Annotated in this window: 13 protein-coding genes; 11 read left to right on the plus strand and 2 right to left on the minus strand. The window is 58.8% G+C overall.

Features of this window, described 5'->3' with window-relative positions; all coding sequences use genetic code 11:
- Positions 1 to 127 precede the first annotated feature (127 nt).
- Together ACW9IN_RS19020 and ACW9IN_RS19025 are read right to left on the minus strand one after the other, a co-directional pair.
- A complete protein-coding gene (locus tag ACW9IN_RS19020) occupies positions 128 to 1,348 on the minus strand; it encodes a CaiB/BaiF CoA transferase family protein (RefSeq protein WP_457367341.1) in 1,221 nt (406 codons plus the stop codon).
- 12 nt (positions 1,349 to 1,360) lie between these two features.
- Entirely contained in the window at positions 1,361 to 2,542 is a 1,182-nt protein-coding gene (locus tag ACW9IN_RS19025; protein ID WP_457367342.1) for an acyl-CoA dehydrogenase, read from the minus strand.
- Between the two features lie 157 nt (positions 2,543 to 2,699).
- Between ACW9IN_RS19025 and ACW9IN_RS19030 the strand changes: the two genes are divergently transcribed.
- From ACW9IN_RS19030 to ACW9IN_RS19080, 11 genes are all read left to right on the plus strand, one after another.
- Positions 2,700 to 3,593: a LysR family transcriptional regulator gene (locus ACW9IN_RS19030; protein WP_457367343.1), complete on the plus strand. Its 894-nt coding sequence runs from the start codon at positions 2,700 to 2,702 to the stop codon at positions 3,591 to 3,593.
- Positions 3,594 to 4,050: 457 nt separating this feature from the next.
- Positions 4,051 to 5,172 carry a Re/Si-specific NAD(P)(+) transhydrogenase subunit alpha gene (locus ACW9IN_RS19035; RefSeq protein ID WP_457367344.1) on the plus strand — a complete coding sequence of 374 codons (1,122 nt, stop codon included), beginning with the start codon at positions 4,051 to 4,053 and terminating at the stop codon, positions 5,170 to 5,172.
- A gap of 15 nt (positions 5,173 to 5,187) precedes the next feature.
- Positions 5,188 to 5,508, plus strand: a complete 321-nt coding sequence (locus ACW9IN_RS19040; protein ID WP_457367345.1) for an NAD(P) transhydrogenase subunit alpha — start codon at positions 5,188 to 5,190, stop codon at positions 5,506 to 5,508.
- A complete protein-coding gene (locus tag ACW9IN_RS19045; RefSeq protein ID WP_457367346.1) occupies positions 5,508 to 6,944 on the plus strand; it encodes an NAD(P)(+) transhydrogenase (Re/Si-specific) subunit beta in 1,437 nt (478 codons plus the stop codon). Before ACW9IN_RS19040 ends, ACW9IN_RS19045 begins: the two co-directional genes overlap by 1 nt.
- Before the next feature lie 235 nt (positions 6,945 to 7,179).
- Positions 7,180 to 8,673, plus strand: coding sequence for an acetyl-CoA hydrolase/transferase family protein (locus ACW9IN_RS19050; RefSeq protein WP_457367347.1), 1,494 nt, complete (start codon positions 7,180 to 7,182; stop codon positions 8,671 to 8,673).
- 318 nt (positions 8,674 to 8,991) lie between these two features.
- On the plus strand, positions 8,992 to 9,207 hold the full coding sequence (locus ACW9IN_RS19055; protein WP_003214752.1) for a DUF1127 domain-containing protein: 216 nt from the start codon (positions 8,992 to 8,994) through the stop codon (positions 9,205 to 9,207).
- A 255-nt stretch (positions 9,208 to 9,462) separates the two neighbouring features.
- Positions 9,463 to 9,648 (plus strand): DUF1127 domain-containing protein, encoded by a 186-nt coding sequence (locus tag ACW9IN_RS19060; RefSeq protein WP_457367348.1) that lies wholly within the window; start codon positions 9,463 to 9,465, stop codon positions 9,646 to 9,648.
- 134 nt (positions 9,649 to 9,782) lie between these two features.
- Positions 9,783 to 10,103, plus strand: coding sequence for a DUF2388 domain-containing protein (locus ACW9IN_RS19065; protein WP_457367349.1), 321 nt, complete (start codon positions 9,783 to 9,785; stop codon positions 10,101 to 10,103).
- A gap of 105 nt (positions 10,104 to 10,208) precedes the next feature.
- Positions 10,209 to 10,517: a DUF2388 domain-containing protein gene (locus ACW9IN_RS19070; RefSeq protein WP_457367350.1), complete on the plus strand. Its 309-nt coding sequence runs from the start codon at positions 10,209 to 10,211 to the stop codon at positions 10,515 to 10,517.
- A 26-nt stretch (positions 10,518 to 10,543) separates the two neighbouring features.
- Positions 10,544 to 10,864, plus strand: a complete 321-nt coding sequence (locus tag ACW9IN_RS19075; RefSeq protein ID WP_457367351.1) for a DUF2388 domain-containing protein — start codon at positions 10,544 to 10,546, stop codon at positions 10,862 to 10,864.
- Positions 10,861 to 12,822, plus strand: coding sequence for a DUF7844 domain-containing protein (locus ACW9IN_RS19080; RefSeq protein WP_457367352.1), 1,962 nt, complete (start codon positions 10,861 to 10,863; stop codon positions 12,820 to 12,822). The genes ACW9IN_RS19075 and ACW9IN_RS19080 overlap by 4 nt, the downstream gene beginning before the upstream one ends.
- Positions 12,823 to 13,080: the final 258 nt, after the last annotated feature.

Consider the following 13,080-nt stretch of genomic DNA (forward strand, 5'->3'; position numbering starts at 1 on the left):
TCGACTGCGCCGGAAGTGGGGCGAATTATAGACAGATAAAATTCGACGTCAACACTTAATTTGAGTTTCTATCAAATAACCAAGACCGACCCACACAGCATCGTAGCGACTATATAGAAGAGGAACTTCAAATAACCCCAGCCTCCCTAAGCGCCTCCACATTCGCCGTTCCCAACCCTAATACCTGCTGCAGCACCTGGACCGTGTGCTCCCCCAACAACGGCGGTGCAAGACGATATTCCACGGGCGTCTTGGACAGCCGTATAGGACTGGCAACCTGAGGCACGCTCCCAGCCAAGGCATGGGGTAACTCAATCGCCAAACCGCGAGCCTTTACCTGAGCGTCCGCGAAAACCTGCGCCAAGTCATTGATCGGCCCACACGGCACACCGACTTGCTCCAGCAGCGAAACCCATTCTGCCGTCGTCTTGAACACTGTCGCTTGGCGAATCAGCGGAATCAGCTGCGCCCGATTGGCCACCCGCAGCTTATTGGTCGCAAACCGAGGGTCATCCGCCCACTGCGGTTGACCCGCCGCTTCAGCGAACTTGCGAAACTGCCCATCGTTACCCACTGTCAGAATGAAATCACCGTCAGCCGTAGGAAAATCCTGATACGGCACGATATTCGGATGCGCATTCCCCAAACGCTTGGGCGACACGCCGGTCGTCAGATAATTCATCGCCTGATTGGCAAGGCAAGCCACCTGCACGTCCAGCAAGGCCATGTCGATATGCTGACCACCACCGTCATGATCACGATGGGCCAATGCCGCCAGAATGGCCACGGTCGAATAAAGCCCGGTCAGAATATCCGTCAGCGCAACCCCAACTTTTACCGGTCCAGCGCCCTCGTCCCCCTCAGGGCGCCCGGTCAGGCTCATCAACCCACCCAACCCTTGAATCATGAAGTCGTAGCCCGCTCTCGCGGCATAAGGCCCTGTCTGGCCAAAACCCGTGATCGAGCAGTAGATCAACTCCGGATTGATCTCCTTGAGCGACTCATAATCCAGACCATACGCCGCCAACCCGCCGACCTTGAAGTTCTCGATCAGGATGTCCGACTTGGCCGCCAAGTCACGCACCAGCTTCTGCCCCTCTGGCTGCGTGAAGTCGATCGTCACCGACTCTTTATTACGATTGGCCGACAGGTAGTACGCCGCCTCACTGGTGTTCTCACCATAGGCGTCCTTAAGAAAGGGCGGCCCCCATGCACGCGTGTCATCACCACTGACTGGCCGTTCGACCTTGATCACTTCAGCGCCAAGGTCTGCAAGGATCTGCCCGGACCAGGGCCCCGCCAGCACCCGTGATAAATCCAGTACCCGTAGGTGCGAAAGCGCGCCCATGTCGTGCTCCTATTAATAGAACGCCTGAAGACCGGTCTGTGCACGCCCCAAAATCAGCGCATGCACGTCATGGGTACCCTCATAGGTATTCACCACCTCAAGGTTAACGAGATGACGCGCCACTCCAAACTCATCGGAAATACCGTTGCCACCCAACATGTCTCGGGCCATGCGCGCGATATCCAAGGATTTCCCACACGAGTTACGCTTCATGATCGAGGTGATCTCCACCGCCGCAGTCCCCTCATCCTTCATACGCCCCAGGCGCAAGCAGCCTTGCAGGGCCAGGGTGATCTCGGTCTGCATATCGGCCAGTTTCTTCTGGACCAGTTGCGTCGCAGCCAGCGGACGGCCGAATTGCTGGCGATCCAGGGTGTACTGGCGTGCGGTGTGCCAACAGAATTCAGCAGCCCCCAGGGCCCCCCAGGAAATGCCATAACGCGCCGAATTCAGGCAAGTGAACGGCCCTTTAAGACCCCGGACATCCGGGAAGATATTTTCTTCCGGCACAAACACGTTATCCATCACGATCTCGCCGGTGATGGACGCCCGCAGACCGACCTTGCCGTGAATCGCCGGGGCACTCAGCCCCTTCCAACCCTTCTCCAGGACAAACCCTCGGATGTCACCCGCATCATCCTTGCCCCACACCACAAACACATCCGCGATAGGGCTGTTGGTGATCCACATCTTGGCGCCTGTCAGGCTGTAGCCACCGTCTACCTTGCGCGCCCGCGTAACCATCGCGCCGGGATCAGAACCGTGGTTGGGCTCAGTCAGGCCGAAGCACCCAATCCATTCGCCAGACGCCAGCTTCGGCAAGTACTTCTGCTTCTGCGCCTCAGTGCCAAACTCGTTGATCGGCACCATGACCAATGACGATTGCACACTCATCATCGACCGATAACCGGAGTCGACCCGCTCCACCTCACGCGCAATCAGCCCATAGCTGACGTAATTCAAGCCACTGCCGCCGTACTGCTCGGGAATCATCGCGCCCAGGAGGCCGGTTTCACCCATTTCACGAAAGATGGCGGGATCGGTTTTTTCATGACGGAAAGCTTCGAGTACACGCGGCGCCAACTTGTCCTGCGCGAATTGCTCAGCGCTGTCACGCACCATGCGCTCTTCTTCGGTGAGCTGCTGATCCAACAGCAATGGATCGATCCAATTGAAGCTTGCCTTGCCAGCCATGAATGAGCCCTCGTTGAAAAATTCAAAAGTCGTGCATGGAGCCTAGGCCGGACGCTCACAGAGGGCAAACGAGGTTTGCGCATAGGGTTGTGCTAATTTCTCACTTCGAAACATTTAACAGGGGCGCAGCAGCGCTTGATCAGTGAGTACTAGGTACATGCGCAGAAAAATTCCCAGCACCACCGCCCTCGTCAGCTTTGAAGCTGCGGCCCGCCACGAAAGCTTTACCAAAGCGGCGAACGAACTTTCCCTCACCCAGGGCGCCATCTGTCGGCAGATCGCCAGCCTTGAGGAGTTCTTGAGTGTCGAGCTGTTTCGCCGCTCGCGACGCGGGGTCAAGCTCACCGAAGCGGGACTCTCATACAGCCGTCGTGTTGCCGCGCAACTGGACGCCGTCGAGCGCGATACCCTGTCAGTCATGGGGCAACAGGGTGCAAACACCATTGAGTTGGCCGTCGTCCCCACTTTCGGTACTCAGTGGCTGATCCCACGCCTAAAGGATTTTCAGCGCCAACACCCTGAAGTCACGGTCAACCTCACCAACCGAACGCGTCCGTTCCTGTTTGCCGATACCGAATTCGACGCCGCTATCTACTTTGGGGATGCCGACTGGTCCGGCACCGAATCTCACAGGCTAATGGGAGAAAACCCCGTGCCCGTGTGCAGCCCGCGGCTATTGGGGACTCGAACACGGTTCAGCCCTCAGGAGATCGCCGAACTGCCATTACTGCAACAGACCACTCGGCCCTACGCATGGCGCCAGTGGCTCAACGCGCAACAGCTCAACGTTCCCCGCGACATGACAGGTCCTCGTTACGAGCTATTCTCGATGTTGTCCCAGGCGGCCATGCATGACATGGGAATTGCGTTGATTCCACCCTTTCTGATCCAGCGAGAGCTGGAGGAGCAGCGACTGGTCATCGCACACCCAGAGGCATTGAGCAGCTCAAAGGCCTATTACCTGATGATTCCCGAGAGAAAGGTCGAATCTGCATCCTTGCAAGCCTTTAGAGACTGGCTGATTGATCAGTCCCAACGTTATAACCCCTGAATTTAAAGGGCCTGGCCGATTTTTGACCCTGTAGTCAGATAAAAATAAGACCTACAGATATAAGTGAATGTCGCATTTAAACAGACTGTACTTGTCAGCCTGAAATCGACGTATTAGCCAGTAATTTCATGGCTTGTAGCGACTTTCACAAGCCAATGCACGACCATTCACGCCAATCATGGGAAAAGCCGTATAAATCACCTGAAGCCCTTTAAATACCTGTATTTAAAGCGGTTATTTTGGCGTGTTGCGACAATCAGTCACAGGGTGACTTGTAGTTAATTTTTCGTCACCCGTCATAATCTCTTGAAGGCCGTAAAGTTCGCCTGCAAAATGCCGCGCCCCGCTGTCATTTCAGCGGGATCGTGCTGATCGGCCGCCCCAGCTGCGCCACTCACGGTGCACTGGCCTTTTTACAAAAAGATCAAAAGCAAAAAGATCATGCAGGAGATTTGACGTGCACATTGGTGTTCCTCTCGAAACCCAGACCGGTGAAACGCGGGTGGCAGCCACCCCGGAAACCATCAAGAAGCTGATCGGCCAGGGCCATAAGGTCACTGTACAAAGCGGAGCCGGCATTCAGGCCAGCGTCGTGGACAGTGCCTATGAAACGGCAGGCGCAACCATTGGCAGTGCCAGCGATGCGTTTGGCGCAGAGCTGATTCTCAAGGTGGTAGCCCCCAGCGACAGCGAACTTACGCTGATCAAAAGCGGCACTGTTCTGGTGGGCATGCTCAACCCGTTCAGCAACGAAACCATTAACAGGCTGGCCGAACGCGGCATCACCGCCTTCGCTCTCGAAGCGGCCCCGCGCACCTCGCGCGCCCAGAGCCTTGACGTGCTGTCCTCGCAAGCCAACATCGCCGGCTACAAGGCCGTGCTGCTGGCGGCCCATCACTACCCACGCTTCATGCCGATGCTGATGACCGCCGCTGGCACCGTGAAAGCTGCGCGTGTGTTGATTCTGGGTGCTGGCGTTGCAGGCTTGCAGGCCATCGCTACAGCGAAACGTCTGGGCGCCGTGATCGAAGCCTCCGACGTGCGCCCAGCCGTGAAAGAGCAGATCGAATCCCTCGGCGCCAAGTTCGTCGACGTGCCCTACGAAACCGATGAAGAACGCGAATGCGCCGTCGGCGTCGGCGGTTATGCCCGTCCGATGCCCACCAGCTGGATGCAGCGCCAGGCTCTGGCCGTGCACGAACGCGCCAAGCAGGCCGACATTGTCATCACCACCGCACTGATCCCCGGCCGCAAGGCACCGACCCTGCTCAGCGCCGACACCGTCGCGCAGATGAAACCCGGCTCAGTAGTGATCGACCTCGCTGCCGCCCAAGGTGGTAACTGCCCGCTGACTGTTGCCGACCAAGTGGTTGTCGAGCACGGCGTGACTATCTGTGGCCCGACCAACCTGGCCGGTGCAGTCGCCGCCGACGCATCAGCCCTCTATGCGCGCAACCTGCTGGACTTCCTGAAGCTGGTCTTCACCAAGGAAGGGCAGTTTGAAATCAACCTCGAAGACGACATCGTCGCCGCGTGCTTGATGTGCCGCGACGGCCAAGTCATCCGCAAAAACGCCTAAACAGGGATTCAGACGATGGAAGAGCTTATCTCCCCCGGTATCTACAACCTGATCATCTTTGTGCTGGCGATTTATGTCGGTTACCACGTGGTCTGGAACGTGACCCCCGCGCTGCACACGCCATTGATGGCGGTGACCAACGCGATTTCGGCAATCGTGATCGTCGGCGCCATGCTGGCTGCGGCCCTCACTGTGACCCCGCTGGGCAAAATCATGGGCACCCTCGCGGTGGCTCTGGCGGCAGTCAACGTGTTCGGCGGTTTTTTGGTGACACGTCGCATGCTTGAGATGTTCAAGAAGAAAGCCCCGAAAGTAAAAGAAGAGGCGTCCAAGTAATGAGCATGAATCTCGTCACGACGCTCTACTTGATCGCGTCGATCTGTTTCATCCAGGCTCTCAAGGGCCTGTCGCACCCAACCACTTCACGACGCGGCAACCTGTTCGGCATGCTCGGCATGGCGCTGGCGGTGTTCACCACCGTCGGCCTCATCTATAAGTTGGGCGCCGAGCTGGCAACTGCTGGCATTGGCTACGTGATTATCGGCCTGCTGATCGGCGGCACCGCCGGGTCGATTATGGCCAAGCGCGTAGAGATGACCAAAATGCCGGAGCTGGTGGCGTTCATGCACAGCATGATCGGCCTGGCTGCGGTCTTCATCGCAATCGCCGCCGTGGTCGAGCCCCAGTCCCTGGGCATCGTCAAACACCTGGGCGATTCGATTCCTGCCGGTAACCGCCTGGAGCTGTTCCTCGGTGCCGCCATCGGTGCAATCACCTTCTCCGGTTCGGTGATCGCCTTCGGCAAACTGTCAGGCAAGTACAAGTTCCGCCTGTTCCAGGGCGCACCCGTACAGTTCGGCGGCCAACACAAACTGAACCTGGTTTTGGGCCTGGCCACCCTCGGCCTGGGCCTGGTGTTCATGTTCACCGGCAATCTCACTGCTTTTGCGCTGATGCTGGCGCTGGCTTTCGTGCTTGGCGTGCTGATCATCATCCCGATCGGCGGCGCCGACATGCCAGTGGTCGTCTCGATGCTCAACAGCTATTCCGGCTGGGCGGCGGCGGGAATCGGCTTCTCGCTGAACAACTCGATGCTGATCATCGCCGGCTCTCTGGTGGGCTCGAGCGGCGCAATCCTGTCGTACATCATGTGCAAGGCGATGAACCGGTCCTTCTTTAATGTGTTGCTCGGTGGTTTCGGCAATACCTCGGATGCCACGGCGGCAACCGGCTCAAAAGAAGCACGTCCGGTGAAGTCCGGCTCGGCAGACGACGCCACCTTCCTGCTGACCAACGCCGACACCGTGATCATCGTGCCGGGCTACGGTCTGGCAGTCGCCCGCGCGCAGCATGCCCTCAAGGAACTGACCGAAAAACTGACCCATCACGGTGTCACCGTGAAGTACGCCATTCACCCGGTCGCCGGTCGCATGCCCGGGCACATGAACGTGCTGCTGGCCGAGGCCGAAGTGCCTTACGACCAGGTGTTCGAGATGGAAGACATCAACTCCGAATTCGGCCAGGCCGACGTGGTTTTGGTACTGGGCGCCAACGACGTGGTCAACCCGGCTGCCAAGAACGACCCGAACTCGCCGATTGCCGGCATGCCGATCCTCGAAGCGTTCAAGGCCAAGACCATCATCGTCAACAAGCGCTCAATGGCCAGCGGCTATGCCGGCCTGGACAACGAGCTGTTCTACCTGGACAAGACCATGATGGTGTTCGGCGACGCCAAGAAAGTTATCGAAGACATGGTCAAGGCCGTCGAATAACACTGCTTCAGCGCAATACCCGAAACCCCGGCCTCTTGTAGGCTGGGGTTTTTTTATTGTTCCCACGCTCTGCGTGGGAACGCATCCAGGGACGCTCTGCGTCCCGCTTTGCACCTACATGAAACCCGACCAAAGGCTCTAAATCGCTGCCTGGCATTCGACCATGGTAGCGGGCCGAAATTTTTTGAAATCACTAAACTGCGCACCTTGCTTCCGTAGCCCGAGATAACAATCCATGTACCGTGATCGTATCCGCTTGCCTTCATTGTTGAACAAGGTCATGAGCGCGGCAGAGGCCGCCGCTCTGATCGAGGACGGCATGACCGTCGGCATGAGCGGCTTCACCCGTGCCGGTGAAGCCAAGGCCGTCCCCCACGCCCTGGCCGAACGCGCCAAGACCTCGCCGCTGAAAATCACCTTGATGACCGGCGCCAGCCTGGGCAATGACCTGGACAAGCAACTGACCGAAGCCGGCGTGCTGTCCCGACGCATGCCGTTCCAGGTCGACAGCACCTTGCGCCGCGCCATCAACGCAGGCGAAGTGATGTTTATCGATCAGCATTTGTCGGAAACCGTCGAACAACTGCGCAACAACCAGCTCAAGTTGCCGGACATCGCCGTGATCGAAGCGGTCGCGATCACCGAACAAGGTCATATCGTGCCCACGACCTCTGTCGGCAACTCGGCCAGCTTTGCGATTTTCGCCAAACAAGTGATCGTGGAGATCAACCTCGCGCACAACCCGAACCTGGAAGGGCTGCACGACATCTATATTCCGACCTACCGGCCAACCCGAACACCGATTCCATTGGTAAAGGTCGACGACCGTATTGGCAGCACCGCGATTCCGATCCCACCGGAAAAAATCGTCGGCATCGTCATCACCCAGCAAGCCGACTCAGCCTCCACCGTGACGCCGCCGGACGTTGACACCCAAGGCATCGCCAATCACCTGATCAACTTCCTCAAGCAGGAAGTCGAGGCCGGACGCATGACCAACAAGCTCGGTCCGTTGCAGGCCGGGATTGGCAACATTGCCAATGCGGTGATGTGCGGGCTGATCGAATCCCCGTTCGAAGCACTGACCATGTATTCGGAAGTGCTGCAGGACTCGACTTTCGACTTGATCGACGCCGGCAAGCTGAGCTTTGCGTCCGGCAGTTCGATCACGCTGTCGGAACGGCGCAACGCCGATGTGTTTGGCAATTTGGAGCGCTATAAAGAGAAGCTGGTATTGCGCCCGCAGGAAATTTCCAACCACCCGGAAGTGGTGCGCCGGCTGGGCATCATTGGCATCAACACGGCGCTGGAGTTCGACATCTACGGCAACGTCAACTCAACCCACGTCTGCGGCACGCGCATGATGAACGGGATTGGCGGCTCCGGCGACTTCGCTCGCAATGCTCACCTGGCGATCTTTGTGACCAAGTCGATTGCCAAGGGCGGCGCGATTTCCAGTGTGGTGCCCATGGTGAGTCACGTGGACCATACCGAGCATGACGTCGACATTCTTGTCACCGAAGTCGGTCTGGCCGACCTGCGTGGCCTTGCCCCCCGGGAGCGCGCGCGTGTGATCATCGACAACTGCGTACACCCTGCCTATCGCGATGCCCTGAACAGCTACTTCACTGCCGCCTGCGCCCTCGGCGGGCATACGCCTCACATCCTGCGGGATGCGCTGAGCTGGCACATTAACCTGGAAGAAACCGGGCACATGCTCAAGGGTTGATTGATACAGATTCGGGCTGATGCAAACACAGTTTCATCAGCTCGATTTCAACAGGGCTAGATTATTAAAAAACTGTACTACTGTACCGGCCTTTTCCTACCGAAATATCCTACCTCTCAGACTGAAAACACTTATTTCGCACTATTTCAGTGCAGACAAGTACAGTTGCCCCATTTACGAACAGTACAGCCCTCTTAAACAGTTAACTGGCCCCTCACAATACAGGTGAACTGTATCTAGAGAGTCTTGCCCGGGAAGAGGATCATTGGCATCAGTTAAACCACTACCTAATCCCGCCACAAGCGGAAGGATGTCATCATGGAACGTACACTCAGTTCCGATCTGTTCTTCGAAGAAAAAGCTGTAAACACCCAGGCTTCCCTGCCTTTGCGCGTTCTCGCCAACCTGATGTTGTGGCAGCGCCGCATCTCCAGCCGCCACCAACTGGCTCGTCTGGATTCGCGTCTGCTGGCTGACGCCGGTATCAGCGAAGCTCAACGCTACGAAGAGCTGAGCAAGCCGTTCTGGCGCTGATTGGCGCCCGCTGGCCCTGACCCGACGGGTTAACCGCCAGCACCCTGATTCGACAAGACAAAGCCCGCCCCGGGAAACCGGAGGCGGGCTTTGTTGTTTCTGGAGGTTTACCATCTTGAACAGATGTCGTTTTGAACAATAGGTACAGTTTAAAAAATATAACAGTTAAGCAGTACAATTTAACTTCTGTGTATCTGTATCGGTTACTGCATGCCCCTCAACATGGTGTCCCAATACCCATGAAAGGTGCTCACCATGGATACGCACACCTCTTTCTTTAAGCGATGGTTACTCCGCGTCGCCTGCAATCTGGTCAGGTGGGCACGCCACGCTCAGGAGCGACGCCAGCTCGCTCAACTGGATCCCCGGGAATTGTCGGATGCGGGCATCAGTCAGGGCGACCGGATGGCCGAACTGGCCAAGCCGTTCTGGCGTGACTGATCGGTCAAGGTACTTTCCGAACGGACAAACGGCGGATTAATATCCCGCCATCAGGTGGCGAACCTTTTGGAACAGGCGTCTGATCCACAATGGCTGCATTGCACCACCTCATTTGTCCATCCAGGAGCTATCCCATGTCTCGTCTTCGCCTGTTGAGCGCCGCCGCCCTCTTGACCTTGGCAGCCAACGCCAGTGCAACCAGCTTCATCGTGACCACCGACTCCATCGTCGGCGCCCTGAAAGCCACGTCCGACGCAAGCTCCGATGCCACTTCGTCCTTGCGCGACAACAAGATCGTGCGCGCCGCCCGTGACGACGCTGCCAGCTTTGTCGCCAGCGAAGGCGCCATTCGGGGCGTGAAGCTGGAAAGCGCCCTGGCACAGATTCGCCAACAGGCCCCGCAATTGAATGCCGCGACAGATGCCCAACTGGCCCAGGCGATCCTGGCTATCTAAGCAAAGAGGTTGCGCAGGGAGCGTTCGCCGCTCCCCGCGCCTTCGCGCTGGCTCTCGCCCGGGCATTGCGCTAGCCTTGGCACTCGCTTTCCGTAGTCGAGTCCCATGGCTTTTTCTTACCGCCGTTTGATACTCCCTGTATTGTTTTGCGCCTGCGGGTCACCTTTGGCTTCGGCTTTTGACCTGACCACCCAGAACACCGTCGTGACCGCCTACGCCACCAGCAAGGTGACCTCTGCGCCCTTCGACAGGAAAGTGGTACTGGCCGCCCGAGAGGACGCTGCCGCGTTCATCGCCACTGACGGTCGATGGCGTGGGGCGAGACTGGAATCCGCTCTGGACCGCCTGCGCCACACCCGGCCAAAACTTAACGCCAGCGACCTTGAACTGGCGCAAGCAATTCTCGTCCAATAACCATCTTTGTATTTCGGAGTCTTTCCATGCGTAGCCCGCTGATCGCCGCCGCCCTCGGCCTGCTGTTGTTGGCCGATGTTGCCCACGCACAAACCCTGAAGGCCACCAGTAACATCATCGTTCGCGCCTCGGCCCGCACGATCGATTTCACGTCCGATACCACCACCTCCATCCGCGACTCCAAAATCGTGCGCGAAGCCCACGATGACGCCGCCAGCTTCGTCGCCACCAACGGCGAAATCCGCGGCGCGCAACTGGAAGCCGCGTTCGACACCCTGCGCACCCGTGTGCCGGAAGCCCGTGACGCCTCTGACCAGACCCTCGCCGAAGCCATCCTCGCACTGTGAGGCGGCTCAACGCCTGGCTGCTGGCCGGGGCGGTACTGCTCAGCGCAGGTACCGCCCACGCCAGCCTGCAACTGCGGCTCAAGACCGAAGGCTTGAGCCCGGCCGAACAGCAGGCCAGCCAGACGTTGCTCGATGACGCGATGCGCGCACTGCCGCCGCGTTTCATCGAGCAGTTGGACCGGCGCATCGATGTCGGCTGGACCGACAAGATGCCCAAGAACGCCTACGGCCAGGCTTCGCTGGTGTCCAAACTGGACCTCAACAGCAACCTCTTGGCCGGCTTGACCGACGGCAGCGCCGCCAGTCAAAAAACCAACCGCCCCCACGGCACCGTGCGCGAGGAAATGCTCGCCACTGTGCTGCACGAACTCACCCACATTTATGACCGGGCGCGACTCTGGTCCGGCGACGAACGCGCGCTGATCCAGCGCTGCAGCCGCCAGAACAGCATCACCGGGCTGATCGGTCTGCCTGACCAATGTCGGGGCCAGAATGACCGTCGCTTCACCCTCAGTGATGACCCGCGCCTGCTGGACCTCGCCGGCTGGCCGCAATACGTGGGTCGACGCGGTGAGCGCGAGCAGCACAACCGCCAGGTGGCCCGCAGCCCGGACATCTACGAAACCACCAGCCCGCTGGAGTTCGTGGCGGTCAACATGGAGTACTTTCTCCTCGACCCGAGCTACGGTTGCCGTCGCCCCGCGCTGTTCCGCTATTACCAGCAACACTTCGGCTGGGCCCCGCCCAAACAGGACACTTGCGCCAAGACCTATGCATTCCTCAACGCCGGCAACGACTTCGCCAAGACCCCTCTGGGCCAGGTCGACCCGGAGCGGGTGTATGAAATCGATTACCTGTTGGCCGAAGCCAACCAGAACCTGGTAAGCCGCTGGGGCCACAGCATGCTGCGTCTGGTGATCTGCGCGCCTGGGCGCCCGCGCGGCCCGGATTGCCGGCTGGACCTTGACCAGCACCTGGTGCTGTCCTATCGCGCCTTCGTGGGTGATGTGCAGTTGTCGAGCTGGGATGGCCTGGTCGGTAAATACCCATCTCGGCTGTTCGTTTTGCCACTGGCCCAAGTGATCGACGAATACACCAAGACCGAATTGCGCGGCCTGGCCTCCGTGCCGTTGAAGTTGAGCCGGCAGGAAATCAACGACACCGTCGAACATGCCGCCGAAATGCACTGGAGCTACGACGGCAGCTACTACTTCCTGTCGAACAACTGCGCCGTCGAAAGCCTGAAACTGTTACGCAGCGGCAGCGCCAACCCGCAACTGACCGGCCTGGACAACATCACCCCCAACGGCTTGCTGGAAGTACTCCAGGCCCGCGGCCTGGCCGATACCAGCGTGCTGAACGACAAACGCGAGGCCTTGCGCCTGGGTTACCACTTCGACTCGTTCCGCGAGCGTTACCAGGCCATGTTCGACGTGCTGCGCAAACACCTGCCGATCAAACAAACACAAGTCGAAGACTGGCTGTCACTCAGCGCCGAGGAGCGTCGCCAGTGGTTTGGCCAAGCGGACTTGCGTACCAGCGCCGCGCTGCTGTTGCTGGAGCAAGCCAGCTTTCGCAAGCAACTGATGCTGGCCCAGGACGAGGTCAAACAACGCTACCTCGGCGCCCGTGAACTGAAAAACGGCGGCATGGAGCAGGCCAACGCCACGCTGCAACAGATCCTCGCCAATAGTGGCTTCCTGAGTCGTCCGGCAGAACTGCTGGGTAGCGGCGGCTACGGTTTGCCACAGCCGTCCGAGTCCAAGCGATTGGAGTCCGAAAGCGCCGAGCGCCAGAAACAATTGCAGTCGCTGACGGGCGAACTGGACAAACAGGTGAGGGCGCTGCTGGACCCTTCCCGCGCAGCCGAAATCGCCGCCTGCGAGGCCAACCTCAAGCAGGTGGGCGAACACCTGCGGGCGCTGCATAAAGCCTCCGGCGGGCTCGAACTGCCCTGAAATGTGGGAGCTGGCTTGCCTGCGATAGCGGTGGGCAAGGCAACGATGCGGCGACCCGACAAGCCAGCTCCCACATTGAATCTCCATCTATTGAATGATTGTGCTTTTTCCCTTCGTCACCTGTTTTTCCGGCGAAAGCTGGCTGAAAGCTTCCAGGACTAGGATCGCCCCCACTGTCGGCAACAGACCGGCTGTTAACAACAACAATGGTGATTCCCGATGTCCGCTCCTACCCGCCTTTTTGCCCCGACTCCACCC

It is taken from the genome of Pseudomonas sp. SDO5271_S396 (assembly GCF_054071795.1).

Coding starts and splice junctions, on each gene's coding strand:
- ACW9IN_RS19020 (WP_457367341.1), bottom strand. CDS start 1,348: ATGGGCGCGCTTTCGCACCTACGGGTACTGGATTTATCACGGGTGCTG.
- ACW9IN_RS19025 (WP_457367342.1), bottom strand. CDS start 2,542: ATGGCTGGCAAGGCAAGCTTCAATTGGATCGATCCATTGCTGTTGGAT.
- ACW9IN_RS19030 (WP_457367343.1), top strand. CDS start 2,700: ATGCGCAGAAAAATTCCCAGCACCACCGCCCTCGTCAGCTTTGAAGCT.
- ACW9IN_RS19040 (WP_457367345.1), top strand. CDS start 5,188: ATGGAAGAGCTTATCTCCCCCGGTATCTACAACCTGATCATCTTTGTG.
- ACW9IN_RS19045 (WP_457367346.1), top strand. CDS start 5,508: ATGAGCATGAATCTCGTCACGACGCTCTACTTGATCGCGTCGATCTGT.
- ACW9IN_RS19050 (WP_457367347.1), top strand. CDS start 7,180: ATGTACCGTGATCGTATCCGCTTGCCTTCATTGTTGAACAAGGTCATG.
- ACW9IN_RS19055 (WP_003214752.1), top strand. CDS start 8,992: ATGGAACGTACACTCAGTTCCGATCTGTTCTTCGAAGAAAAAGCTGTA.
- ACW9IN_RS19060 (WP_457367348.1), top strand. CDS start 9,463: ATGGATACGCACACCTCTTTCTTTAAGCGATGGTTACTCCGCGTCGCC.
- ACW9IN_RS19065 (WP_457367349.1), top strand. CDS start 9,783: ATGTCTCGTCTTCGCCTGTTGAGCGCCGCCGCCCTCTTGACCTTGGCA.
- ACW9IN_RS19070 (WP_457367350.1), top strand. CDS start 10,209: ATGGCTTTTTCTTACCGCCGTTTGATACTCCCTGTATTGTTTTGCGCC.
- ACW9IN_RS19075 (WP_457367351.1), top strand. CDS start 10,544: ATGCGTAGCCCGCTGATCGCCGCCGCCCTCGGCCTGCTGTTGTTGGCC.